A 25824-nucleotide genomic window follows, 5' to 3' on the forward strand; every position below is an offset into this window, starting at 1 on the left:
GTCGACACGTGACTTGCTACAGTTCGACAGCGGTAATTCCAAAATCGGTTGCTGGATCACGGACAATTTGACAAAACTGAATCTGGCTACCGCTTTCGCCGACTGCTTCCTTTATCCTTGCGATGTCTGCCTCGGGTGTCCGCAAACCGAAACATATCTGTATGAGCGACTCGCGCGGAATTGTGAACAAACCATGATTGAACCGCACGATTCTCGACTCCTGCTCGTAGCTCCAGTCAGGCGCTTTTGCGGTCAGGTAGATTTCCGTGAGTTTTACCCTCAGCTCGTACAGATCATCGGTCGGCGGATCATCAAGTAGCCAGTCAGTGAGCACGTCCGCTTCGTAGCGAACCTTATCGACACCGATAATTTTGCTGGCCGGATCAGCAAAAAAATTTTCGGAAAACCGGTAAAGCAGGCATACCCCTTTGTGTTCGTCCGCATAATGTGACCACATAAGCGAGTTATACAAATTGAGCGAGAAGGAACAAACCCCCACTTGCTCAAACATCTTTGCCCACACTTCAAAAAACTTAACATCATCGAGAAACTGCTCAAGCCACTTTTTATGCGCGCCGGATGATTTCGCCGCAGCTCGGGCGAACGACCCCTGTAAGTTTATCTGGCAGTCGAATGGATCGTTCAATCTGGAAGGCTGGGCGCACCAGATGGTCGAACCTGCCAGAGATTTGATGAGGTGCGGCGTGACAGGTTTAAACTTGAAGAAATCAAACGTAGCAAATTCCACCGTTGCCCCGCCTTTAGTTGATTGCGATCTTGGGTAAGCGCTGTTCGTCGCATTATAGGTTGACCACTTCATTTCCGTGCCGGTAGGCTATGGCATTCCGAAGGTCGCTTGGCAGATGGCCGCGCTTGCCTCGCGCGCAGCGACGGCCAAGGCCGACATGAGCGATGTCGTATTCGGCGGGGTCAATTCCGCGCTGAAGGAAACCACCCCGCTCTCGCTGCCCGACGGCAGCAGTGGCAACATCATCAAGGATGCTTTCCTGTCGGCCCCGCAAGGCTTGCTGCGGCCTTTGACTCAGGTCGCGCTCAATACGTCGGCATTCGGTTCGCCCATCACACGTGATTTTTCACCCGACCAGTACCGCTCCATGCACGGCCAACTGAATATCGAGGAATCGTTCAAGCATCTGGCGGACTCCGCGCGCGAAACGACGGGCCTCGATCTCGCACCCAAGGAATGGAAAACACCGGCGAACGGCTACAGGATAGGGCCGCTTCCGCCGAGGACATGGCGTTCGAACAGTTCATCCAGGAAGTGCTGCTGTCTAAATGCCGCCAGCCGGCCAACTTGAACGGCTGCTTTCGACGAAATCGAAGGTCCGTTCGGGGTCGGCATGAGCCAAAACGCATCGGGCAGCACGCGGCCATCAAGCGTCATTCGCCCCTCCCGTTAGACAGACGTTCAGACGTTGGCTCCGCATTGCAAACGGTCCTTGGCCTTTGGGACACGAGCGCCGGTATCGTCCATCGCCATAGGCTGTCCACAGCACGTGTCACAGGCGACTGGCAGAACCCGGTCGCGTCGTGGCGCAGTTTCGCGTTGATTTCGTAAAAGCATCCGGAGATGCCGGTACACGCCAGGCGGCCACAAGCGCACAGAATAAAAGCGCGAAGAAGGCGCAAAACGCAGAGATATCGGCATGCGTCGGCGACGCCAGCGGCTATTCTTCAGACGCTGCGACTATTGCGTTTCCGGTCGGCTCTGCGGGTCGTCGGCAGCCATTCCGCGCCCCACGTGGAAAGGGGGGGGGTATGTCACGTCCAAAACTACCTCGGCGCACGCGACGCGCACTGCATCGTCGGCAGTCAAACGCACGCATGTGGCTCGTCATCGGCAGTTCGATCACCGGACTGTCCTTTGCCCATGCGGCGCTCGCGGCGGGCACCCTTCCACAAGGCGGCACTTACGTGGCCGGCGCCGGCGCGATAGCAAGCCATGGAGACGGCCTCGTGGTCACGCAACCGGGTTCGACGCGCGGCGTGATCGAGTGGAACAGTTTTTCGATCGGCAGGAACAACAGCGTGACGTTCGACAACGGCTCGGGCGCGACGCTGAACCGCGTGACGGGCGGCTCGCCGTCCGCCATCTTCGGCAGGCTCAGTGCGACGGGCAGCCTGTATGTGATCAATCCGCAAGGCATCGTCGTGGGGCCATCGGGCGTGATCAGCACCGGTGGCCGTTTCGTCGCGTCAACGCTCGATGTCTGCGACTCCGCGTTCATGCAGGGCGGTGGTTCCCTCACCTTGTCGGGCGACCCGAACGCAAGCGTGATCAACCTCGGCAAGATCAGTTCGAGCAGCGGCGATGTGTTCCTGATTGCGCGACACGCCGTGATCAACGCGGGCACTATCACAGCGCCCAACGGTACGGCCGAACTGGCTGCAGGCGAACAGGTGTTGTTACAGGATTCGGGCAGCAGCAGACAGGTGTTCGTGCAGATGGGCAGTCAGGGCACCGTGGTCAATAGAGGGCACATAAAGGCCGCGCAGGTCAGCCTGCAGGCCGCCGACGGCAATGTCTACGCGCTCGCTGGCGGCGGCACGCGCATCCGCGCGACGGGCACGGCGAATCGTGATGGCCACGTGTGGCTCGTCGCCGATGGCGGCCGTGTCAGTCAACTCGGCAAGATCTCCGCGAGCAACGCGGATGGCAGCGGCGGAACGGTCGACACGCAAGCGGCGCAACTCGCATTCGGCAGGCATGCAGCCGTTCACGCGGGCCAATGGAACCTGTTGACGCCCGCTTTCACGATCGATGATGCCGCCGCGCGCGCGTTGCAGCGCAGCCTGAACGCGGGCACGTCGATCGATGTCACGACCACAGGCGCGAACGGCGCAACGGGCGACCTGGGCATTGCTTCGAGCCTGAGCTGGAGCGGTCCGGCTTCGCTCACGCTTGCCGCGTACCACAACGTCTCCGTGACGACGGGCACGACGATAGCGAACAATGGTGCGGGCAATCTGGCCTTGCGCTCCGACGCTTCGGGCATCGATAACGGCGGCAGCGTCATCAACAATGGCACCATCGACTGGTCGAAAAGTACGGGCATCGTCAGCACGCTCTACGATATGAACGGCAGTTACAGCCCCGGCACGCTTGTCGGCAATGCGGCCTGGAGCGCGCCGCTCTACAGCGGGCTCGTGACGCAGATCACCGGCTACCAACTCGTCAATTCGGTCACCGACCTTCAGAACATCGCGAACAATGGTGCCGGCAACTACGCACTCGGCAAGGACATCGATGGGAGCAATGTCGCGTTCACAACACTCGCGTACATTTTCGCGGGCCAGTTCGACGGTATGTGGCATACGATTTCCAACGTCTTGCCGAGCGATTTCGCGATTTTTGGTGAGATTGGCGCAACCGGTGTCGTGCGCGACGTGAACGTCAAGTCGAACGTCAGCACAACGGCTAACAATCTTTCCTACGCCGCGATACTGGCCGTTTACAACTACGGAATGATCGCCAACGTCTTTACATCCGGGGCCATTGTTTCAGAGACCAGCGATTCAATCGACTGGTTCGCCGGACTTGTCGCCACTAACTACGGGCTGATCGCGCGCTCGGGCAGCAGCGCAACCGTCCGGGCTGGTGTTGCCGGCGGGCTGGTCATCGGTAACGAAGGCACGATCACTGAGTCATACACAACCGGATCAGTCACCGCAGATAACGTTTTCGGGTACGCAGGAGGACTCGCGGTGAGCAACGGCGACCACGGAACGATCACACAGTCCTTCGCGACGGGTCCCGTGAGTTCGGCCTCGATCTTCGTCGGCGGCATCTGCGCCTACTACGGCTGCGTTGGCATTGGGAGCGACGTCTACTGGAACGTACAGACAACGGGACAGTCGTCGAGCGGCGGCAACCTGCCAGCATCGAACGGGCTCACTACGGCCCAGATGAGCGCCCCGGCAAGTTTTGTCGGCTGGGACTTCGGTCCGAGTGGCGCCTGGACGATGCCGCCCGGGGCCACGCACCCCGTCCTGACCTGGCAAGTCACCGGGCAGTGAGCCATACCACCGCACCGACGCTTGCATGAGCGTCAGACGCGTCTCGCGATGCGGCAGACGAGTTTTTCGCGAGTTTCGGCTTGCCGTGGTCGTTCTTCCTTCCGGATGACATGCACCGATTCACGCAGAGCGTACGACCGAAAGCCGTCTTGGTACCCGTCCGCATGGCCGGGATTCGCGAACGTTCGTTGGCGAAGCAGATCCGGCCAACTATCCGCCTGACACCGATCAATTGGACGACCGAGGTACTCCGCAAACCGCCATTCGGTCGGCGAAAGCGCGAGCGGCCGAGATGGGTCTGGAAGCGCCTTTCCCGGGAGATCCGCGAACAAGCATTTTGCTGCCTCTGGCACACCTGTATTCCGCTCAAAGCCTTATGGGATAGGGATTTTGGGGACATCGGCGAAAAGTCTATTGTGATGACCGTTGTGCGCAACCTGTTTTTTATGAGTTGGGGCACCTCAGCATGCCGACGCTGCTGCTGATCGGCCAGAAGGACACGACGGCAATAGGCAAGGATAAAGCGCCGCCCGAGGTGCGCGCGAAGCTCGGCCATTACCCGGAATTGGGCCGCGCGGCCGCGAAGGCGATTCTCCATGCGACGCTGGTCGAGTTCGCGGGGCTCGGTCACGCGCCGCAGATGCAGGACCCGGAAGCGTTTCATCGGGCACTGCTCGATGGACTCGCGGCGGTGCCGACCAATCGTTGAGCGTTCAAACGGCTTTCTGTCCCGCTACCGTACTCCTGCGTCGTTCACCGCCAGGCGAAACGTCCTGGTAGCTACTTTATGGCCCTTCGCGGATTTCCACGGAGGACGCTTGCGGACAGGCTCTAGTCGGCCAGGAACTGCTTGCGCCCTGAAGACAGCCTAACCGTCAACCGAAGTAGCGGGATGCATTTCAAGCGCCGCGTTGGCGTCCCTTTTAAACGGAACCGCCGCCAGCACCGATGCAAGTACCATCAGACCTCCGCCAAACCATGCCCAGCCAGAAAGATGCTCACCGAGCCATACGTATGCGAATAGCGCACCGAACGCGGGCTCGCTTCCCATCAGCAAAGCGACGCGCGTTGGGTTGCTGCGCTTGACGGCAAAGTTCTGTGCGAAGAAAGCGAACAACGTACAGGCGAGCACGAGGTAAGCGATGCTCGCCCAGAAGTCACCGTGCCCACTGAGCGACGGCAGCGCATCCCAATGTTGTGACGGCAGCACGAACGCCGCCAGGACACTGCCCAATGCAACGACGCCTGCCTGGACCGCCGTCACCGACAGCGGAGCAAGTTCCGATTCGCGCATCACACGCTTGGTCACGCACACCATCAGCGCACGCAGTAACGCCGCAAGAAGAATCAGCGCGTCGCCCGCGGTCGGAATGATCACGCCTGCGCTCACGAACGCGGCGCCCGTCAGCGACAGGCCCACGGCGATCCATTCGCCACTCGACGGCTTTCGTCGTAACAACACCCATTCGACCAGCGGCGTAAGCGCGACACACAGACTGATAAGGAACGCCGCATTCGACGCGCGTGTGTGCGCTATCCCGAAAGTCTCGGCCAAAAAGATGCCGAGCAGGATTGCACTGGAGCCGAGCGCACCCAGCAAGGCGGACGCTTTGACGTGTCGGAGCGAGCGCAACGCCGGCGACAACACGAGGAACGTCAGCCCGAAGCGCAACGCCAGCAGACCGAGCACGGGATAGATCGTGAGCGCGCCTTTCACGACCCCATAACTGGTGCCCCACACCATCGCGACCGCAAGCAGCATCAGGTCGGATATCCATAACGGGCTCTTTTGCTTCGACATGACGGACCTTCTGTTTTTCATTCGAACGGCCCAAATTGTCGGGTATTGCATTGACAAATATAATCCGGGTCAGTGGAACATCTTTTATGTTTGAGATGCACAAATAGCTGGTGAGGGTGCGAGGGTCGCGATGAATCCCAATGAACTCTTTGCGTTGCTACCCGACATGGCGACGTTTGCGAGGGTTGTCGACGCCGGCAACTTCTCCATTGCCGCGCGGCAACTGGGCAGTACACCGTCGACTGTCAGTCGGCAGATCAAGCGCCTTGAGGATTCGCTTGGCACGCGGTTGCTTGAGCGCTCGACCCGTAGCATCCGTTTGACGGATTCAGGCGCGCAGATCTACCGGTATTGCCGGGATATGGTCGGCGCAGCGTCGGGCGCCGTCGACGTCGCGGGACAAGTGACGGGTGATCCGCGAGGCAAGGTCAGCATCAGTGCGCCGATTTCATTTGCGAGATCTGTCATCCATCCGCTTGTTCCCGAATTTCTGCGCATGTGGCCCGACGTGGATGTCCATCTGGTCTTCGCCGACCACGAAGTCGATCCGCTACGTGACGATGTCGATATGGTGATCCGACTCACGCGTTCGCCTCCGCCAGGCCTTGCTGCCCGGCGACTTGGAGCGGTCAAATGGGTTCTATGCGCGTCACCTGCCTATCTCGCGGAACGGGGGACCCCGGCCGAGCCGCACGACCTTGCTCGGCATGCATGCATGTATCTAGGGGAGACGGTCGACGACAATCGATGGCATTTCCGCCGCGATTCTGAGACACAGTCGGTCGAAGTGAAGGGGCGATACATCGCCAATGATGCGGGCGCGCGATTGGATGCTGCGCTGCATGGCCTGGGCATTGCGAGCTTGCCCGATTTTGCTGTTGCGCAGGCGATTTCCAGGGGCGACATTGTCCGGGTGCTGACCGACTGGGAATTCGAGGCCCGTACATATATGGGACCGGTCTGGCTGCTTTATCCGTCGAGCCGTTTTTTACCGTCTCGAGCACGTGCGCTCATCGATTACCTGGTGAGCCAGCTTCACGACAGGTAGGCTGCTACACCGACGGCATCGGGCGCGCAGGGCTGCGCGCCTCCTTTGCTGTCAGCCGTGGTAGAAGCCGTCGGTGACCGAGTTTTGCAGCACGCCGTCGACATAGACGCCGACAGGGTCGCCATCGGCGGACGTGAGGATCGAGCCGATGTGCTGGCCGGGTAGTTTCATCCGGCCACCTTGGATTTTGGTCATCTCCTGGTGATCAAGTTCTGCAGTGTTCTGGATGTCGTCGATGGTCAGCGTGTTCATGATGTGTCTCCTTGAAAGAGGGTTGTACAAACATTTAAGCGGCCGGCTGCTTGCAGCACACAACGCACATGTCATGCCATCCGGGCGTGACCTGTGCGGAGCGCATCCCCCCGTGAATCGCGATGATGCGAGTTTGGGCGCCACCATCACTTAGCCAAACGAAGTTGGAAAATCGCTGACATGGCCTTGCTTTCCTTCTCCTACACGTACTTCAGGTCTGCCTGCTTCGCTATCCGCCCGCCACTCATGTGCGTGCCCCACATATACGCTTTGCTGCTCCTGGCCATCTCCGTCAGATCATCTACTCTTTTTCCTGTTCGAAAGCGAGGCTCCACGCCCGATCCTGACTTAATCGGTGTTGCCGGGCGCCGTGGACACGCAGATGTGTCCAGGCATGAACGACAGCAACGAATCGCAGGCGTTCTTGACCGAACCGCCTCACTGGTCGATGGTGGCGCATCGATTACACGTACGTGGACCTCCTGGCGGCATCCGACGTTCAAGTTCCGATGTCGCCATTTTTAATTCATCCATTGAAAGGAAATCACCCATGGACCTGAACCTGACAGGCAAGCTCGCACTGGTGAGCGGCAGCACAGCCGGCATCGGTCTCGCTATCGCCACCACGTTGGCGCAGGAGGGCGCTCGTGTGATCGTGAACGGCCGCGCCCAGTCATCTGTGGACGACGTGGTCGCGCAGCTGAAAGCGCAGACGGGCAGCGACGTGCAGGGATTTGCGGGCGATCTCAGTACCGCCGCTTCAGCAGAAGAGCTCGCGCGACGCTATCCGGACGTGGAAATTCTGGTCAACAACCTGGGCATCTTCGAGCCCAAGCCGTTTGAAGAGATTCCCGATGCGGACTGGCAGCGGTTCTTCGACGTCAATGTCTTGAGTGGGGTACGCCTCGCTCGCCTGTTTTTGCCTGCGATGAGGCAGGCCAACTGGGGGCGCATCATTTTCATTTCGAGCGAAAGTGCGGTGCAGATTCCCGCTGAAATGATCCACTACGGGATGACGAAAACCGCGCAGCTGGCGGTCTCGCGGGGGCTCGCCGAAGCCGTTGCCGGCACGGGCATTACAGTCAATAGCGTGCTGCCGGGGCCGACGAAATCGCGGGGAGTGGGTGAATTCGTGGAGACCCTTGCCAAGGCCGACGGCAAATCGTTTGAAGCGTTCGAAACAGAGTTCTTCGAGAAGGTCCGTCCCACCTCGCTCATCAAGCGATTTGGTTCGCCGCAGGAAATCGCGTCGCTCGTGGCCTATATCGCCAGTCCGCTTTCGTCGGCCACGACGGGAGCCGCGTTGCGGGCCGACGGGGGCGTTATAAAAAGCGCCTTCTAGTAGACCCCGAAGGCATTGGGCCGACTTCTCACACGACCGGCCCCAACTCAGTGCAAAGACAAGGGCGGCTTGCCATGAGCCGCCCTTTTTTCGTGCGTCGCCGTGTCCGCCGATCGGTTCGCGAACCGCTTATCGGGCCGCCATCATTTCATCGCGCACCTCGGCGCCGATCTCGAACGAGCGCAGCCGCGCGGCGTGATCGTAAATCTGCGCGGTCAGCATCAACTCGTTCGCGCCGGTCTGCTCGATGATCGATTGCAGACCTTCGCGGATTGCGTCGCGATCGCCGAGCACCGTGCAGGCGAGCGCACGCGCGACGTTGTTCAACTCCATCTCCGACGCGTCGAGCCGCTCGACCGGCGGCTGCAATTGTCCCGGCGTGCCGCGCCGCAGATTGATGAACTGCTGCTGCAGCGACGTGAACAGGCGTGCGGCTTCGTCGTTCGTGTCGGCGGCGAACAGATTGACGCCGACCATCGCATAGGGCTTCGCCAGCGTCGCGGACGGCCGGAACTGCGTGCGATACACCTGCAACGCGGTCATCATGTAATCGGGCGCGAAGTGCGACGCGAACGCGAACGGCAGCCCGAGCGCCGCGGCCAGTTGCGCGCTGTACAGCGACGAACCGAGCAGCCACAGCGGCACGTTCAGGCCCGCGCCCGGCACCGCGCGAATGCGCTGACCCGCGACCGGCTCGGCGAAATACCGTTGCAATTCGACGACGTCGTCGGGGAAGGTTTCGGCGCTCGCCTGGAGATCGCGGCGCAGCGCGCGAGCGGTGGTCTGATCGGTGCCGGGCGCGCGGCCGAGGCCGAGATCGATCCGCCCCGGATACAGTGACGCGAGCGTGCCGAACTGCTCGGCGATCACGAGCGGCGCATGGTTCGGCAGCATGATGCCGCCGGAGCCGACGCGAATCGTCTTCGTGCCGCCGGCCACGTAGCCGATCACGACCGAGGTCGCCGCGCTCGCGATACCGGTCATGTTGTGATGCTCGGCGAGCCAGTAACGCTTGTAGTTCAGCTTTTCCGCGTGCTGCGCGAGTGACAGTGTGTTCCTGAACGCGTCAGCCGGCGTGGCACCCGCGGTGACCGGCGAAAGATCGAGAACCGAGAAGGGGATCATTGTCTGTTGATTGCGATGGGCGGCGCTTTTGCGCGATGGGGCATTGTGGCAAAGCGGCGCCTTTTCTGCTGGCGGCGCGGCGATGCCCCTGTCGACCGAAGGGTCGGCAGGACCGATGAGGCGCGCCGAGGCGCGACCCATGGCGCGGAAATTGCACGTGCGTAGCGTGTTCGCGCGGCGGTGCTTGGCATTCGCAGTGCGCCCGAATCAGCAATCCAGCGAGTGACCGTGCGCCGATCGGAATTCGAGTGTACGGTTAAGTATCGGTGCGGTGACGCGACCCGTTGCCGGACATCCGGAATGTAGCGAAGGAGTTCCCGATCCCATGAATGTCGTCAAAGAGTTTCGTACCCGGTCATTCCAAGACGTGTCCCACGCATTGCTCGACCGCGAGGAGATCGCGCTCGTCGACGTGCGTGAGGAAGATCCGCACGCGCGCAGTCATCCGTTGTTCGCCGCCAATCTGCCGCTGTCGCGGCTCGAACTCGACGCGCCGCTGCGGCTGCCGCGCCCGGCCGTGCCGATCGTCGTGTTCGATGCCGGCGAAGGCCTCGCGAGGCGTGCGGCCGAGCGCTTCGCCGAACTCGGCTATACCAACGTCGCCTTGCTAGAAGGCGGCCTGCAAGGCTGGCGCGAAGCGGGCGGCGAGTTGTTCAAGGATGTCAACGTGCCGAGCAAGGCGTTCGGCGAACTGGTCGAAAGCGTGCGTCATACGCCGTCGCTGTCCGCGCAGCAGGTGCAGGCGCTGCTCGATCGCGAGGCCGATGTCGTGGTGCTCGACGCGCGCCGCTTCGACGAGTTTCAGATCATGAACATCCCCGGCAGCATCAGCGTGCCGGGCGCGGAGCTGGTGCTGCGCGCCAGGCAGCTCGCGCCGGATCCGGCCACGCGCATCATCGTCAATTGCGCGGGGCGCACGCGCAGCATCATCGGCGCGCAGTCGCTGATCAACGCGGGCGTGCCGAATCCGGTGGCCGCGCTGCGCAACGGCACGATGGGCTGGACGCTCGCCGGTCAACCGCTCGCGCACGGCAGCGCGCGGCGTGTCGAAGGCGCGGTCGACGACGCTTCCCGTCTCGCCGCGGCAGACGGCGCGCGCGCGCTTGCCGACCGGGCGCGCGTGCGCCGCACGTCGCGCGACGAAGCGCGCCGCTGGGCCGACGAAGCGATGCGTACCGTCTATCGCTTCGACGTTCGCAACCCGGAGGAATACGAGGCGGGCCATGTACCCGGTTTTCGCAGCGCGCCGGGCGGCCAGCTCGTGCAGGAAACCGACCTGTTCGTGACGGTGCGCGGCGCGCGCGTGATCCTCGCGGACAGCGACGGTGTGCGCGCGAACATGACCGCATCGTGGCTCGCGCAGATGAACGTAGAGGTGTACGTGGTCGATGGCCTGACGGCGGCCGATTTCGCCGAGAAGGGCATGGCGCCGTTGGCGCGCAACGCGGTCACGCCGCCCGACGTCGACGACATCGCGCCGGCCGAGCTCGCCGCGCTGCTGCAGTCGACGGGAACCGTCGTGCTCGACTTCACGAGCAGCACGCACTATCTGAGGCGGCATATTCCGGGCGCGTGGTTCGTGATCCGCAGTCAGCTCGCCGACGCGCTGCGCACACTGCCCGACGCGAAGCGCTTTGTGCTCACGTGCGGCAGCGACGTGCTCGCGCGCTTCGTCGCGCCGGAGCTCGCCGCGGCGACCGGGCGGCCGGTGCAGGTGCTGCGCGGCGGCACGATCGCGTGGATCGACGCGGGCCTGCCCGTGGAGTCGGGCGGGACGCGGATGGCGTCGCCGCGGATCGATCGTTATCAGCGGCCGTATGAGGGCACCGAGAACGCGCGCGAAGCGATGAGCGCGTATCTGGAGTGGGAGCATGGGCTCGTCGCGCAACTCGCGCGCGACGGCACGCACGGCTTTCGTGTGATTTGATCGGCCGGCGATCCGGGGGCCGGCCATCCGGGGGCCGGCCATCCGGCGGCCGGCCATCCGGGGGCCGGCCATCCGGCACCCCGCTTGCGCCGCGCGAATCTTCTGCCAATTCGGTGTAAACGCGCTCTCGTCGAAAGCCTCCGATGCGTTTAAATTAGCGGCATCTGGAAGGCTTTTCGAGGGACCAGGGCGGCCATAAAAGGCAGCGGTTTGTCATTCGGCGATGGCGCAAGGTGAGTAGCCAAGGTTGCTCATCGCTTCGTCTGGAGCAGACCGCTGCGCGCCGTCCGCGGTGCTTCGCGCAAGGCGGCCAATGAGCCGCCGTCACTTCCGGTTGATCCTGTCGACCGACATGGCGACGCTGTACGCAGCGTCGCCTTTTTGCTTTTGGCGTGCCCATCTCAGCCGACCTCAGCCGATCCATTAGCGCTGCGCGCAACACGTTGCGTGCGTCGCCGCACCCGTCGCGCCCGCGTTGCTCGCGGTTTTCTCCGTGCGCGGTTATCCTTGTAGTACACACTACAGACCGGCCAGGCGCCGCGACGACAGATCCCACATCTCCGGACAGGAACCGAAGTGAGCCTCAAACCGCTGGGCGTCACGCTACTGATAGCGTGCTTTGCGCTGACCGGCTGCGACCAACAGCAGAGCGATCAAGCCGTGCAAAAACTCAAGGACTTTTTCAACGCCGTCAAACCGGACGCGTTGCTGCTCAAGAACATGACGCCGGGCGTCACGACCGAAGCGCAAATCCTCGCGCAGATGGGCAAGCCCGAGACCACGCGCACCTTCACCGACGGCTCGAAGCGCTTCGAATATCCGCGCGGCCCGCAAGGCCTGAACACCTACATGGTCGACATCGATCGCGACGGCAAGCTGCAGGCGATCACGCAGGTGCTGACCGCGGACAACTTCGCGCAGGTTCGCTCGGGCATGACCGAGGACGAGGTGCGGCGCTTGCTTGGCAAGCCTGGACAGGTGGCGGTGTTTCCGCTGAAGCCGGAAACCGTGTGGAGCTGGAAATGGCGCGAGGGCGGCGTGACCGAAGAAGGCATCTTCAACGTTCACTTCGACCGGAACCAGAGGGTGTACACCACGTCACGCTCGGACGTGATCCGCGGGCGATAGGCGGGGGCAATGTCGATCAGAAGACGGCCGGATAAGCGGGCCGAAAAAGCGGGGTAGGCATGATACGTCGACGTCGATACAGCCGGATCGGGCTGGTGTTGGGGGGCGGCGCCGCGCGCGGCTGGGCGCATATCGGCGCGATTCGCGCGCTGCAAGACGCGGGCATCAGGCCCGACGTCGTGTGCGGCACGTCGATCGGCGCGCTGGTCGGGGCGGTCTATGCGAACGGCGATCTCGACTGGCTCGAGGAGTGGGTGTCGCGTCTCACGTGGCAGACCGTGGTGCGGCTGCTCGATCTGCGCATCTCGGGCGGCCTGCTTGGCGGGCGCAAGGTGATCCAGCTATTCGCCGACAAATTCGCCGGCTGCTCGATCGCGCAACTGCACATGCCGTTCGCGGCGGTCGCGACCGAACTCGACACGGGCCGCGAAATCTGGCTGCAGGACGGCAGCACGATCGACTCGGTGCGCGCATCCATTGCGATTCCGGGCATCTTCACGCCGGTATGGCACAACGGCGTGTGGCTCGTCGACGGCGGGCTCAGCAATCCGGTGCCGGTGTCGGTCGCGCGGGGCATGCGCGCGGACTGCGTGATCGCGATCGATCTGAACAACGACATCCTGAACGGCCGCGATTTCGGCGGCCCGGTCATTCAAACGCCCGCGCTCGATCCCACCGCACCGCCGCCCGTCGCGCTGCGCCGCAACGGCAAGCCATGGCCGCGCTGGCTCGCGCCGGCGGAGGCGAGCGCCACCGACGACGTGCGCGTGCCGCCGAAGCCAAGCGCGCAGGTGCCGTCGATGCTGAGCTCGATCGCGCAAAGCATCGACATCATGCAGGTGCGCATCACGCGCAGCCGGCTCGCTGGCGAACCGGCCGATATCCTGATCCAGCCGCGTCTCGGCGGCATGGGCATCTTCGATTTTCATCGCGCGGCGCCAGCCATCGAGGAAGGGCGCGAGGCGGTCGAGCAGATGCTGCCGGCGATTCGCGCGCGGCTCGGGCTCGACTGAGCGCGAGCTGTCAGGCGTCGGAGCCGGCGTGGACGCGCTGATGCAACAGCGCGACGCGATCGGGCGGTGCCACCGCCGTCGGCGCGGCCTATCGAAAAAGCGACCCGAAACTGGCGAAATCGCCGCACGGCCAGGCGCGTGCGGCGCGCCCGACAACACGATAACCCCCGTGAAACCAAGCGCTACGAGCGTTCCGTCGTGCGTCGAAGTGTCATGTTGCGTCGCAGCAAACCACCCGCCGGGTATTTGAGAAATTGATTTCAGCTTGCGAGACTCCGCGCCATGCCGGAGCAGCGAGCAGCCCATGAAGCCGCCGCCATCCGCGCCAATTCAACGAACCTGGATGGAGACACGCGTGTTCCTATACGGCTTTGGTCCCGTGCTGCTCGCCGGCACGCTCCAGACGATCGAGCTGTCCGTTCTGTCGCTGGCGGCCGCTGTGTTGCTCGGCCTCGCGGGCGCGGCGGCGAAACTCTCGTTCAACCGGCCCTTGCGGGTCATCGCGACCGGCTACACGACGCTGATCCGCTCGGTGCCCGACCTCGTGCTGATGCTGCTGCTGTTCTACAGCATCCAGATCTGGCTCAATGATCTGACCGACATGTTCAGCATCGAGCAGATCGACATCGATCCGTTCGTGGCCGGCGTGCTGACGCTCGGTTTCATCTACGGCGCGTATTTCACCGAGACTTTTCGCGGCGCCTTTCTCGCGGTGCCGCGCGGCCAGCTCGAAGCGGGCAGCGCGTACGGCATGAGCGGCGTGCGCGTGTTCACGCGCATCCTGTTCCCGCAGATGATCCGCTTCGCGCTGCCCGGCATCGGCAACAACTGGCAGGTGCTCGTGAAAGCCACCGCGCTCGTGTCGATCATCGGTCTCGCCGACGTCGTCAAGGCCGCGCAGGACGCGGGCAAAAGCACCTTCAACATGTTCTTCTTCATCCTCGTCGCCGCGCTGATCTATCTGGCGATCACCACCGTATCGAACCTCGCGCTGATCTGGCTGAACCGCCGCTATTCGATCGGCGTGCGACACGCGGAGCTCTGAGCGTCATGATCGACATCCTCAATCAATTCTGGAAGGCGTATCTGTTCTGGGACGGGCAACGCCTGTCGGGTCTCGCGGTCACGCTGTGGCTGCTGGTCGCGTCGATCGCGATCGGCTTCGTGTGCGCCGTGCCGCTCGCGGTTGCGCGCGTGTCGAAGAAGCGCTGGCTGTCGACGCCGGTACGTCTGTACACCTACGTATTTCGCGGCACGCCGCTCTACGTCCAGCTGCTGTTGATCTACACCGGCGTGTACAGTCTCGCGTTCGTGCGCTCGCACAGTCTGCTCGACGCGTTTTTTCGCAGCGGCTTTCACTGTGCGATCCTCGCGTTCGCCTTGAACACCTGCGCGTACACGACCGAGATTTTCGCGGGCGCGATCCGCTCGACCTCGCACGGCGAAGTCGAGGCGGCGCGTGCCTACGGCATGAGCGCGTTCACGATGTACCGGCGCATTGTGATACCGTCCGCGCTGCGCCGCGCGTTGCCGTTGTACAGTAACGAAGTGATCCTGATGCTGCACGCGACGACGGTCGCGTTCACGGCCACGGTGCCCGACATCCTGAAGGTCGCGCGCGATGCGAACTCGGCGACCTACCAGTCGTTCAACGCGTTCGGGCTCGCGGCGCTGATTTATCTCGTGGTGTCGTTCGCGCTCGTCGCGCTGTTCAGGCGCGCCGAGCGTCGCTGGCTCGCGCATCTCGCGGTGCGCACGCACTGAGCGCGCGTTGACGACATAGCATCGGGCGCCTCGAGCTTCGGCAGGGCGGCGTCCGCACCAGACCGATCCGTATTCTCACTGGGAGAGCATCTTGCTCCATACCACTCAAACCGAAGCTTGCAAGCTCGCCGTACAGGACATCCACAAGAGCTACGGCGACAACGAAGTGCTCAAGGGCGTGTCGCTCAACGCGAACAAGGGCGACGTGATCAGCATTATCGGCGCGAGCGGCTCGGGCAAGAGCACTTTCCTGCGCTGCATCAATTTTCTCGAGCGGCCGAACGCCGGGCAGATCATCGTCGACGGCGAAGCGGTCAAGACGAAGACCGATCGCGCCGGTAATCTCGAAGTCGCCGATCACAAGCAGCTTCAGCGCATCCGCACGAAGCTCGCGATGGTGTTCCAGCACTTCAACCTGTGGGCGCACATGAACGTGCTCGAGAACGTGATCGAAGCGCCGATTCATGTGCTCGGTCTGAAGCGCAAGGAGGCCGAGGACCGGGCGCGCGAGTATCTGGAGAAGGTCGGGCTCGCGCCGCGTCTCGAGAAGCAGTATCCGTCGCATCTGTCAGGCGGCCAGCAGCAGCGTGTCGCGATCGCGCGCGCGCTCGCGATGGACCCGGACGTGATGCTGTTCGACGAACCGACCTCCGCGCTCGACCCCGAACTGGTCGGCGAAGTGCTGAAGGTGATGCAGAAGCTCGCCGAGGAAGGCCGCACGATGATCGTCGTCACGCACGAAATGGGCTTCGCGCGCAATGTGTCGAACCATGTGATGTTCCTGCACCAGGGCCGCACCGAGGAGGAGGGCAATCCCGCCGAGGTGCTGAGCGCGCCGCGCAGCGAGCGCCTGAAGCAGTTCCTGTCCGGCAGCCTGAAGTAAAGCGCGGCTCGCTTTTTACGGACACCCGATGGCCCGCACGTCCAGCCCGGCTCGCACGACGCAGGTCGCGATCGTCGCACTGCCGCCCGTGTCGATGTCGGGCGTCGGGCCGATCGTCGACGCGCTCAATCTCGCCAATGAAATCGACGGCCGTGCGCTGTATCGCGTGCAGGTATGTTCGTGGGACGGCCGCGCGGTGCCGCTCGCGGGCGGCGCGCAATGGCCGGCCGATGCCGCGTTCGGCGACGCGATCGCGTGTGACTGGCTGATCATCGTCAGCGAGCGGTTCCAGCAGTTCGCCGACTACCGGCTGTTTCTCGCGAGCCTCGCGCGCGTCGGTCAGCGCACGCCGCTCGTCACCGGTATCCACCACGGCGTGTGGTGGCTCGCGATGGCGGGGCAGCTGTCCGGCTATCGCGTCAGCGTGAATTGGGAAACCTATCAGCAGTTCTCTGAACAGTTCGAACGCTCGATCGTCACGCAGCAGATCTTCGAAATCGATCGCGATCGCGCGACCTGCGCGGGCGGCCAGGCGACCGTCGACTTCATGCTCGCGATGATCGGCCGCGAGCACGGGCCCGAACTCGCGGAGCGCATCGCCGATACGCTCGGCGTAGGCGTGCTGCGCGCGGGCGAGGAGCGTCAGCGCATTCCGTTCGTGACCGCGCCGGGCGAGCGCCACCCGCGCCTGAACGACGCGCTGCTGCTGATGGAAGCCAATATCGAGGACCCGCTGACCACCGATGAAATCGCCGGCTTCGTCGGCGTCTCGCGGCGGCAGCTCGAGCGCCTGTTTCGCCAGTATCTCGGCTCGATGCCGTCCAAATACTATCTGGGGCTGCGGCTGTCGAAGGCGCGCACGCAATTGCAGCGCACCAGCAAATCCGTCGTGCAGATCAGCCTCGCATGCGGGTTTGCGTCGGCGGCGCACTTTTCGAATGCGTATCGGGAGCGCTTCGGCGTCACCCCGCGCGAGGATCGCCGCAACTGGATCGACCGCCAGACCGGCGCGCACGGCGGCGCGAGCGAGCCGCGGCCGGCCGCGCTGATCGAGCGGCCCGAGCTCGATTGACGCAAGCCATCTGAAAGCGAAACCGCGGCAAGTTCAGCGCAAAGCTCGACAGCCGCGACGCGCGGAACCTCATAGAAAGCGTCGCGTATGCGCAAGACGTGCCGCGCGCGGTTTCCTACACTAGCTGTATTACCTGTCACCCGTAAAAGGAATTGCCATGAACGAACTGACTGTGACACGCCAGACCTTCGACGAAGTCATGGTGCCGGTGTTTGCCCCCGCCGCCTTCGTACCGGATCGCGGTCTCGGCTCGCGCGTGTGGGACACGCAAGGCCGCGACTACATCGACTTCGCCGGCGGCATCGCCGTCACCGCGCTCGGTCATGCGCATCCCGAGCTGCTGAAGGTATTGCATGAGCAGGGCGGCAAGCTGTGGCACATCGGCAATGGCTACACGAACGAGCCGGTGCTGCGCCTCGCGAAGCGCCTCGAAAGCCTCACGTTCGCCGACCGCGCGTTCTTCGCGAATTCGGGCGCCGAGGCGAACGAGGCCGCGCTGAAGCTCGCGCGCCGCGTCGCGTTCGACCGTCACGGCGCGCAGAAAGACGAAATCATTTCGTTCGCGCAGTCGTTCCACGGCCGCACGCTGTTCACCGTCAGCGTCGGTGGCCAGCCGAAGTACTCGGAAGGCTTCGGCCCGGTGCCGGCCGGCATCACGCATCTGCCGTACAACGACATCGAAGCGGCGAAGCAGGCGATCGGCGCGCAGACCTGCGCGGTGATCGTCGAGCCGATCCAGGGCGAGGGCGGCGTGATCCCGGCCGATCCGGCGTTCCTGAAGGCGCTGCGCGAAGCGTGCGACCAGCACAACGCGCTGCTGATTTTCGATGAAGTGCAAACCGGCGTGGGCCGCAGCGGCTTCTTCTACGCGTACGAGGACACCGGCGTGACGCCGGACATCCTGACCACCGCGAAGGCGCTCGGCAACGGCTTCCCGATCGGCGCGATGCTGACCACCAAAGAGCTCGCCGCGCACTTCAAGGTCGGCGTGCACGGCACGACTTACGGCGGCAATCCGCTCGGCTCGGCGATCGCGGAAAAAGTGGTCGAACTCGTCAGCGACCCGAAGCTGCTCGAAGGCGTACGCTCGCGCAGCGAAGTGCTGAAGGGTCATCTCGCGAAACTGAACGAGCGCTTCGGGCTATTTACCGAAGTGCGTGGCAAGGGTCTCCTGATCGGCGCCGAACTGAACGACACGTTCCGGGGCCGCGCGAAGGACTTCGTCACCGCGGCCGGCCAGCACGGCGTGATCATGCTGATGGCGGGTCCGGACGTGCTGCGCTTCGTGCCGTCGCTGATCATGCCGCTCGACGACATGGCCGCAGGCTTCGCGCGCCTCGAGACGGCCTTCGGCGAACTCGTCGGCGCGAACGCGCAGGCGGCGTCGCATTGATGTTCAGGCAGTCCCGCACGCCCACGCTGATGCAGCGGATCATGCGTCACATTCAACAGGAACGATGATGCTCTTCGTACGTCCAGGCCGCCTTGCCGATCTCGATGCGCTCGAGCATATGGCGCGCACCGCGCAGCCGGTGCTGCATTCCCTGCCGCACGACCGGCGCGCGCTCGAAGCGCGGGTCGCGTTGTCGGAAGACTCGTTTCGCGCGGAGGTCGATTTTCCGGGCGAGGAGTTTTATCTGTTCGTGCTCGAAGACTCGCAGACCGGCAAGCTGATGGGCACCGCGAGCATCGTCGCGGCGGCCGGGTACGCGGACCCGTTCTACGTGTTTCGCAACGACGCGCTGATTCATGCGTCGCGCGAACTGCACGTGAATCGCAAGATTCACGCGCTGACGATGTCGCACGAGCTGACCGGCAAGAGCCGGCTCGCGGGCTACTACATCGACCCGTCGCTGCGCGGCGACGCGGCCGCGCAACTGATGTCGCGCGCGCGGATGATGTACATCGCCGCGAATCGCAAGCGCTTCACGCCCGAGGTGTTCTCGCTGCTGCTCGGCGTGACCGACGAAAACGGTGTATCGCCGTTCTGGGAAGCGGTGGGGCGCAAGTTTTTCGGCCGCAATTTCGCCGACATCGAAGTCGAATCGGGCGGCCGCAGCCGCACCTTTATCGCCGAAGTGATGCCGACCTATCCCGTGTATGTGCCGCTGTTGCCCGAAGCGGCGCAGCGCGTGCTCGGCGAGCCGGACGCGAACGCGCTGCTCGCGTATGAGATTCATCTCGAGGAAGGCTTCGAGACCGATCGCTACGTCGATATCTTCGACGCGGGTCCGGTACTGACCGCGCAGGTGGATCGCAGTGTCAGCGTCAAGCACAACGAAACGCGCGTCGTGCGCGAGGCATCTGCGACGCACGGCGCAACGTACCTGATCGCGCACAACGGCGCCGCCGGCGAGTTCCGTTGCGTGCTCGGCGATCTCGCGCCCGGCAAGGAATCGGGCGCCGGGTTGTCACAGGCGGCGCGCGCCGCGCTCGGCGTACGGGAAGGCGATGCGGTGCGCTGCGTGCCGCTGCATCAGCCGCAGGATGAACAATCGGGAGACGCGCAATGATCGTCGTTCGCGTAGTACAACGAGGCGATGTGGATGCGCTGATGCGGCTCGCGCAGGAAACCGGGCCGGGCCTGACCACCTTCAAACCGGATCGCGATGCGCTCGCGGCGCGTGTCGAGCGCGCGCGCCGCACGATGGAAGATCAGGCCGCGCCGCACGAGGCCGGTTATTTCTTCGTGATGGAAGACACCGCGACCGGCGACGTGGCCGGCGTCTGCGGTATCGAAACGGCGGTGGGTCTGCAGCAGCCGTTCTACAACTATCGCGTGAGCACGGTCGTGCACGCGAGCCAGGATCTCGGCATCTGGACGCGCATGCACGCGCTGAACATCTCGCACGACCTCACCGGTTATGCGGAAGTGTGCTCGCTGTTCCTGAGCCCGCGTTATCGCACGAGCGGCGTCGGCGGCTTGCTGTCGCGCTCGCGCTTCATGTTTCTCGCGCAGTTTCGCGAGCGTTTTCCGCAGCGTCTGTGCGCGGAGCTGCGCGGCCATTTCGACGAGCAGGGCACGTCGCCGTTCTGGCGCGCGGTCGGCTCGCATTTTTACCAGATCGATTTCAACGCGGCCGACTATTTGAGCTCGCACGGCCGCAAGGCGTTTCTCGCCGAGCTGATGCCGCGCTATCCGGTGTACGTCGAACTGTTGCCGGAAGAGGCGCAGCGCTGCGTCGGCCTCACGCATAACGACACGATTCCCGCGCGCCGCATGCTCGAAGCCGAAGGGCTGCGCTATGAGAATCACGTCGATATTTTCGACGCGGGTCCGGTGCTCGAATGCCATATCGCCGATTTGCGCACGGTGCGCGAAAGCGTGCTGGTGGCGGCTGAAATTGGCGAGGCAGCGGAGCAAGCCGCGCAGGACGGGCCGAAGTCGATGGTATCGAATACGTCGCTCGGCGATTTTCGCGTAGGCGTCGTGGCGGGCGTGCCGCGCAACGGCGTGTGCCGCCTGAGCGCGGCCGAGGCCGACGCGCTGCGCGTGCAGGCAGGCGATCCGCTGCGGGTGCTGCCGTTGAAACACAAACAAGGATGATCATGAGCGAGCTTTTCATCGACGGCGAATGGGCCGCCGGCACAGGACCCGTATTCGCATCGCGCAATCCCGGCACGGGCGCGGTGGTGTGGCAAGGCAACAGCGCGTCGGCGGACGACGTCGATCGCGCGGTACGTAGCGCGCGCCGCGCGTTCGCCGCATGGTCGGCGCTGACGCTCGACGAGCGCTGCGCGGTGGTGCGCCGCTTCGCCGCGCTCGTGACAGAGCGCAAGGAAGCGCTCGCCGAAGCGATCGGCCGCGAGACCGGCAAGCCGCTGTGGGAAGCGCGCACCGAAGCGGCCTCGATGGCCGCGAAGGTCGAGATCTCGATTCAGTCCTACAGCGAACGCACCGGCGAAAAGCGCTCGGCGATGGCCGACGGCACCGCGGTGCTGCGGCATCGTCCGCATGGCGTGGTGGCGGTGTTCGGGCCGTACAACTTCCCGGGCCATCTGCCGAACGGGCATATCGTGCCCGCGCTGATCGCCGGTAATGCGGTCGTGTTCAAGCCGTCCGAACTCGCGCCCGGCGTCGCGGCGCTGACCGTGCAGATCTGGCGCGACGCGGGGCTGCCTGCCGGCGTGCTGAATCTCGTCCAGGGTGAGAAGGACACCGGCATCGCGCTCGCGAATCACCGGCAGATCGACGGACTGTTCTTCACCGGTAGTTCGGATACCGGAACATTGCTGCACAAACAGTTCGGCGGACGGCCGGAGATCGTGCTCGCGCTCGAAATGGGCGGCAACAATCCGCTCGTGATCGGCCCGGTCGCGGACCTCGACGCCGCCGTGCACCACACGATTCAATCGGCGTTTCTGTCGGCGGGGCAGCGCTGCACGTGCGCGCGCCGCATCTTCGTGCCCGACGATGCGTTCGGCGAGCGCTTCCTCGCGCGCCTGACGGAAGTGACCGCGCGCATCGGCGTCGGTGAATACAACGCCAAGCCGCAGCCGTTCATGGGCGCCGTGGTGTCGGCGCGCGCGGCCTCGCGTTTGATCGGCGCGCAGGAGCGTCTGCTCGCGAGCGGCGCGAAGGCTCTGCTGAAAATGGAGCAGCGCGATCCGCAGCTCGGCTTCGTCACGCCCGCGATTCTCGACGTGACCGACGTAAAGGACCTGCCCGACGAGGAGCACTTCGGTCCGCTCGCGCAGATCATCCGCTACCGCAATTTCGACGACGCGCTCGAACGGGCGAACGATACGGAGTTCGGTCTCTCGGCGGGCCTGCTCGCCGACGACGAAGCGCTGTGGGCGCATTTCCAGCGCACGATTCGCGCGGGCATCGTCAACTGGAACCGGCCGACCAATGGCGCTTCTTCAGGAGCGCCGTTCGGCGGGCCGGGCCGCTCGGGCAATCATCGGCCGAGCGCGTACTATGCGGCCGACTACTGCGCATACCCAATGGCCTCGGTCGAGAGCGCGCAACTGAACATGCCCGCGAGCGTCTCGCCGGGCCTCCAATTCTAAGGATCGACGATGCTGCAAGCCACTGAAGCCAATTTCGACGGCCTGGTCGGCCCGACTCACAACTACGCGGGCTTGTCGTTCGGCAACGTCGCGTCGCAGAACAACGAGAAGTCGGTCGCGAATCCGAAGGCCGCCGCGCGCCAGGGTCTGCGCAAGATGAAGCAGCTGGCGGACCTCGGCTTTCATCAGGGCGTGCTGCCGCCGCAGGAGCGTCCGTCGATGCGTCTGTTGCGCGAGCTCGGTTTTTCCGGCGACGATGCTTCGGTGATCGCGCGCGTCGCGAACAACGCGCCCGAACTGCTCGCGGCGGCGAGTTCGGCCTCGGCGATGTGGACCGCGAACGCGGCGACGGTGAGCCCATCCGCGGATACGCACGACGGCCGCGTGCATTTCACGCCGGCCAATCTGTGCAGCAAGCTGCATCGCGCGATCGAACATGAGTCGACACGCCGCACGCTGCGCGCGATGTTCAGCGACGCCGACCGCTTCGTCGTGCACGAGGCGCTGCCCGGCACGCCCGCGCTCGGCGACGAGGGCGCGGCGAATCACACGCGCTTTTGCGAGCAATACAAGGCGCGCGGTGTCGAATTCTTCGTGTATGGCCGCAGCGAGTATCGTCGCGGGCCGGAACCGAAGCGCTATCCGGCGCGCCAGACGTTCGAGGCGAGCCGCGCGGTCGCGCATCGTCATGGCTTGCAGGAAGCGGCGACCGTGTACGCGCAGCAGAACCCTGAAGTGATCGACGCGGGCGTGTTCCATAACGACGTGATCGCGGTCGGCAATCGCAACACGCTGTTCTGCCATCAGCTCGCGTTCGTCGAGCAGCAGGCGGTGTACGACGAGCTGCGCGCGAAGCTCGCGAGCCTGCACGCAGGGTTCAACGTAATCGAAGTGCCCGACGCCCAGGTCAGCGTCGCCGACGCGGTGACGTCGTATCTGTTCAACAGCCAGCTGCTGACTCGGCCCGACGGCAAGCAGGTGCTGGTCGTGCCGCAGGAGTGCCGCGAAAATCCGCGCGTGGCCGCGTATCTGGATGAGCTGACTGCGCACAGCGGTCCGATCGACGAAGTGCTCGTGTTCGATCTGCGCGAGAGCATGAAGAACGGTGGCGGCCCCGCATGTCTGCGGTTGCGCGTCGTACTCGACGACACCGAACGCGCGGCGGTCGCGCCGGGTGTGTGGCTCGACGACACGCTGTTCGGCCGTCTCGATGCGTGGATCGAAAAGCACTACCGCGATCGTCTCGCACCCGCCGATCTGACCGATCCGAAGCTGCTGGTCGAGTCGCGCACCGCGCTCGATGAGCTGACGCAAATCCTCGCTCTGGGCTCGCTGTATGACTTCCAGCGCTGAGCACGCGATGGCGGCCCCGAGCGCGATGCTCGACGATTTTCTCGCGTGGACGCTCGCGGGGTCCCGGCCTGCCGCGCAGCAAGCGCAAGGCACGTGTGCGAACGGCGTGCGCTGGACGTGGCAGGGCGACGGTGTGCTCGTCATCGAGCCCGCGGAGCAGCACGCGGACATCCGTAGCGTGCTCGTGTCGGCCGGCGTGCATGGCGACGAAACCGCGCCGATCGAACTGCTGTCGCGCATCGTCGCCGATATCGCGCAGGGCCGCGCCGTGCTTGCCTGCCGGTTGCTCGTGATTCTCGGCAACATCGAGGCGATGCGCGACGGCGGCCGCTATCGCGACGACGATCTGAACCGGCTGTTCAGCGGCCGTCATCTGCAACTGCCGCACAGTCATGAGGCGCCGCGCGCGGCCGCGCTCGAACAGGCCGCGACGCGCTTTTTCGCCGACGCGTCCGCCGCGCCCGGCGCGCGCTGGCATATCGACATGCATACGGCGATCCGCGCGTCGGTGTTCGAGCGCTTCGCGCTGTTGCCGCATACCGGCAAGCCGTTTTCGCGCGCGATGTTCGAATGGCTCGGCGACGCGCGTATCAGCGCGGTGCTGCTGCACACGACGAAGGGCAACACCTATTCGCACTTCACCGCGCAAGCGTGTGGCGCTGCTGCGTGCACGCTCGAACTCGGCAAGGTGCGGCCGTTCGGCGAGAACGACCTGACACGCTTCGAGGGCGCGGATCTCGCGGTGCGCGCGCTGCTGGCCGGCACGCGCGTGGGTTCGCGAGCCAACACGCAAGCCGACGCGCAAGCCGCTCTGCCGCGTGTGTTCACCGTCGTCGATCAGCTGACCAAGCAAAGCGACGCATTCGAGCTGCTGCTCGCGCCGGACGTGCCGAACTTCACGCCGCTCATACAGGGCAGCTTGCTGGCGCGCGACGGCGACTATCAATACACGGTGCAGCGCGACGAAGAGCGCATCGTGTTTCCGAACCCGACGGTCAAGCCCGGCCTGCGCGCCGGTCTGCTCGTCGTCGACACCACCGCCGACACACTGTCCAGGCTTGTCTAGACAGGTTCCATGTACAATCGCGGGCTTCGCGGCTGTCGCATCCACGGGTCACGCCGGCCGCGCGAGTCCGAAGCGCGGCGGCGTAATCCGCCTGTGCGCGCCGAATCGGCTCCGTTTCAGTCCACACCGTAAAGGAACATCCGTAATGAAGAAGAATTGGCCCAACCTGGCCGCACTCGCGCTGGTCGCGACGGCGGTGTTGACGGCAGGCACCGCGTCGGCGGCTGAGATCAAGGAAGTGCGCTTCGGCGTCGAGGCGTCGTATGCGCCGTTCGAATCGAAGTCGCCCGCTGGCGAGTTGCAGGGCTTCGACATCGACGTCGGCAATGCAGTGTGCGCGAAGCTGAAGGCCAAATGCGTGTGGGTCGAGAACTCGTTCGACGGCCTGATCCCGGCGCTCGAAGCGCGCAAGTTCAGCGCGATCAACTCGGACATGACGATCACCGACCAGCGTCGCCAGGCGATCGACTTCACCGATCCGATCTACGCGATCCCGAACCAGATGATCGCGAAGAAGGGCAGCGCTCTGCAGCCGACGCCCGCATCGCTGAAGGGCAAGCATGTCGGCGTGCTGCAGGGCACGATCCAGGAAACCTATGCGAAGGCGCGCTGGGCGCCGGCCGGGGTCGACGTCGTGCCCTATCAGACGCAGGATCAGATCTACGCGGACCTCGCGTCGGGCCGTCTCGATGCGTCGTTCCAGGACGCCGAAGCGGCATCGAAGGGCTTTCTGAAGAAGCCGCAGGGCGCGGGCTTCGAGTTCGCCGGTCCGGCCGTCAGCGACGACAAGCTGCTCGGCGCGGGTGTCGGCTACGGCGTGCGCAAGAACGACAAGGCACTGAAGGATGCGCTGAACGGCGCGTTGAAGGAGCTGAAGGCGGATGGCACGATCGACCGCCTCGCCGCCAAATACTTCGACGTGAAAGTCGTGCTGAAGTAACGATGCATCGAAGTGTGCAAAACGGCCGCGCGTTGCGGCCGTTTTGCTTTCTGCACGCG

General features: G+C 64.1%; 22 protein-coding genes and 1 pseudogene. 19 read left to right on the forward strand and 4 right to left on the reverse strand.

From position 1 onward, the window contains the following. Positions 1-16: 16 nt before the first annotated feature. Positions 17-820, reverse strand: a complete 804-nt coding sequence (locus F6X37_RS16095) for a DUF2971 domain-containing protein (RefSeq protein ID WP_187612015.1) — start codon at positions 818-820, stop codon at positions 17-19. Positions 821-863: 43 nt separating this feature from the next. Here F6X37_RS16095 and F6X37_RS16100 point away from each other — a divergent pair, with 43 nt between their 5' ends. From F6X37_RS16100 to F6X37_RS16110, 3 genes and pseudogenes are all read left to right on the forward strand, one after another. Continuing rightward, a complete protein-coding gene (locus F6X37_RS16100; protein WP_262419945.1) occupies positions 864-1319 on the forward strand; it encodes a hypothetical protein in 456 nt (151 codons plus the stop codon). A gap of 460 nt (positions 1320-1779) precedes the next feature. Beyond that, a complete protein-coding gene (locus F6X37_RS16105; RefSeq protein WP_187612017.1) occupies positions 1780-4038 on the forward strand; it encodes a filamentous hemagglutinin N-terminal domain-containing protein in 2259 nt (752 codons plus the stop codon). 433 nt (positions 4039-4471) lie between these two features. Then, positions 4472-4747: pseudogene (locus tag F6X37_RS16110) on the forward strand (alpha/beta fold hydrolase); the annotation flags it as partial. 159 nt (positions 4748-4906) lie between these two features. On the opposite strand, the gene F6X37_RS16115 reads toward F6X37_RS16110, so the two are convergent. Then, positions 4907-5839 (reverse strand): DMT family transporter, encoded by a 933-nt coding sequence (locus tag F6X37_RS16115; protein ID WP_187612018.1) that lies wholly within the window; start codon positions 5837-5839, stop codon positions 4907-4909. A 130-nt stretch (positions 5840-5969) separates the two neighbouring features. Here F6X37_RS16115 and F6X37_RS16120 point away from each other — a divergent pair, with 130 nt between their 5' ends. After that, positions 5970-6887 (forward strand): LysR family transcriptional regulator, encoded by a 918-nt coding sequence (locus F6X37_RS16120; RefSeq protein WP_187612019.1) that lies wholly within the window; start codon positions 5970-5972, stop codon positions 6885-6887. Between the two features lie 51 nt (positions 6888-6938). On the opposite strand, the gene F6X37_RS16125 is transcribed toward F6X37_RS16120, so the two are convergent. Next, entirely contained in the window at positions 6939-7139 is a 201-nt protein-coding gene (locus tag F6X37_RS16125) for a hypothetical protein (protein ID WP_187612020.1), read from the reverse strand. Between the two features lie 550 nt (positions 7140-7689). Between F6X37_RS16125 and F6X37_RS16130 the strand changes: the two genes are divergently transcribed. After that, on the forward strand, positions 7690-8481 hold the full coding sequence (locus tag F6X37_RS16130; protein ID WP_184062059.1) for an SDR family NAD(P)-dependent oxidoreductase: 792 nt from the start codon (positions 7690-7692) through the stop codon (positions 8479-8481). A 129-nt stretch (positions 8482-8610) separates the two neighbouring features. Here F6X37_RS16130 and F6X37_RS16135 read toward each other — a convergent pair whose 3' ends face one another. Then, the gene (locus F6X37_RS16135) at positions 8611-9606 is read right to left on the reverse strand and encodes an LLM class flavin-dependent oxidoreductase (RefSeq protein ID WP_090805675.1); all 996 of its coding nucleotides are present in this window, start codon (positions 9604-9606) and stop codon (positions 8611-8613) included. 325 nt (positions 9607-9931) lie between these two features. On the opposite strand from F6X37_RS16135, the gene F6X37_RS16140 reads away from it, so the two are divergent. From F6X37_RS16140 to F6X37_RS16205, 14 genes are all read left to right on the forward strand, one after another. Continuing rightward, positions 9932-11533, forward strand: coding sequence for a rhodanese-related sulfurtransferase (locus F6X37_RS16140; protein ID WP_187612021.1), 1602 nt, complete (start codon positions 9932-9934; stop codon positions 11531-11533). A 576-nt stretch (positions 11534-12109) separates the two neighbouring features. Then, positions 12110-12661: an outer membrane protein assembly factor BamE gene (gene bamE, locus F6X37_RS16145; protein WP_090803993.1), complete on the forward strand. Its 552-nt coding sequence runs from the start codon at positions 12110-12112 to the stop codon at positions 12659-12661. Positions 12662-12720: 59 nt separating this feature from the next. After that, positions 12721-13674, forward strand: coding sequence for a patatin-like phospholipase family protein (locus F6X37_RS16150; protein ID WP_184044233.1), 954 nt, complete (start codon positions 12721-12723; stop codon positions 13672-13674). A gap of 355 nt (positions 13675-14029) precedes the next feature. Then, positions 14030-14719 carry an ABC transporter permease gene (locus F6X37_RS16155; RefSeq protein ID WP_187612043.1) on the forward strand — a complete coding sequence of 230 codons (690 nt, stop codon included), beginning with the start codon at positions 14030-14032 and terminating at the stop codon, positions 14717-14719. A 5-nt stretch (positions 14720-14724) separates the two neighbouring features. Continuing rightward, the gene (locus tag F6X37_RS16160; protein ID WP_184044231.1) at positions 14725-15438 is read left to right on the forward strand and encodes an ABC transporter permease; all 714 of its coding nucleotides are present in this window, start codon (positions 14725-14727) and stop codon (positions 15436-15438) included. Between the two features lie 91 nt (positions 15439-15529). Beyond that, positions 15530-16321: an ABC transporter ATP-binding protein gene (locus F6X37_RS16165; protein WP_090803998.1), complete on the forward strand. Its 792-nt coding sequence runs from the start codon at positions 15530-15532 to the stop codon at positions 16319-16321. Between the two features lie 28 nt (positions 16322-16349). Beyond that, positions 16350-17393 (forward strand): GlxA family transcriptional regulator, encoded by a 1044-nt coding sequence (locus F6X37_RS16170; protein ID WP_187612022.1) that lies wholly within the window; start codon positions 16350-16352, stop codon positions 17391-17393. A gap of 157 nt (positions 17394-17550) precedes the next feature. After that, the gene (locus tag F6X37_RS16175) at positions 17551-18786 is read left to right on the forward strand and encodes an aspartate aminotransferase family protein (RefSeq protein ID WP_187612023.1); all 1236 of its coding nucleotides are present in this window, start codon (positions 17551-17553) and stop codon (positions 18784-18786) included. Between the two features lie 67 nt (positions 18787-18853). Further along, positions 18854-19906, forward strand: a complete 1053-nt coding sequence (aruF, locus tag F6X37_RS16180) for an arginine/ornithine succinyltransferase subunit alpha (RefSeq protein WP_187612044.1) — start codon at positions 18854-18856, stop codon at positions 19904-19906. Next, complete coding sequence (astA, locus tag F6X37_RS16185) at positions 19903-20940, forward strand: arginine N-succinyltransferase (RefSeq protein ID WP_184008656.1); 1038 nt, start codon at positions 19903-19905, stop codon at positions 20938-20940. The genes aruF and astA overlap by 4 nt, the downstream gene beginning before the upstream one ends. A 2-nt stretch (positions 20941-20942) precedes the next feature. Beyond that, positions 20943-22406 carry a succinylglutamate-semialdehyde dehydrogenase gene (gene astD, locus F6X37_RS16190; protein ID WP_187612024.1) on the forward strand — a complete coding sequence of 488 codons (1464 nt, stop codon included), beginning with the start codon at positions 20943-20945 and terminating at the stop codon, positions 22404-22406. A gap of 12 nt (positions 22407-22418) precedes the next feature. Beyond that, entirely contained in the window at positions 22419-23759 is a 1341-nt protein-coding gene (astB, locus tag F6X37_RS16195) for an N-succinylarginine dihydrolase (protein WP_184062166.1), read from the forward strand. Continuing rightward, a complete protein-coding gene (gene astE, locus F6X37_RS16200) occupies positions 23743-24825 on the forward strand; it encodes a succinylglutamate desuccinylase (RefSeq protein WP_187612025.1) in 1083 nt (360 codons plus the stop codon). Before astB ends, astE begins: the two co-directional genes overlap by 17 nt. A 145-nt stretch (positions 24826-24970) precedes the next feature. Next, a complete protein-coding gene (locus F6X37_RS16205) occupies positions 24971-25765 on the forward strand; it encodes an ABC transporter substrate-binding protein (RefSeq protein WP_187612026.1) in 795 nt (264 codons plus the stop codon). Positions 25766-25824: the final 59 nt, after the last annotated feature.

The sequence above is a fragment of the Paraburkholderia sp. 31.1 genome (assembly GCF_014397645.1).
Classification (GTDB): Bacteria; Pseudomonadota; Gammaproteobacteria; order Burkholderiales; family Burkholderiaceae; genus Paraburkholderia; species Paraburkholderia tuberum.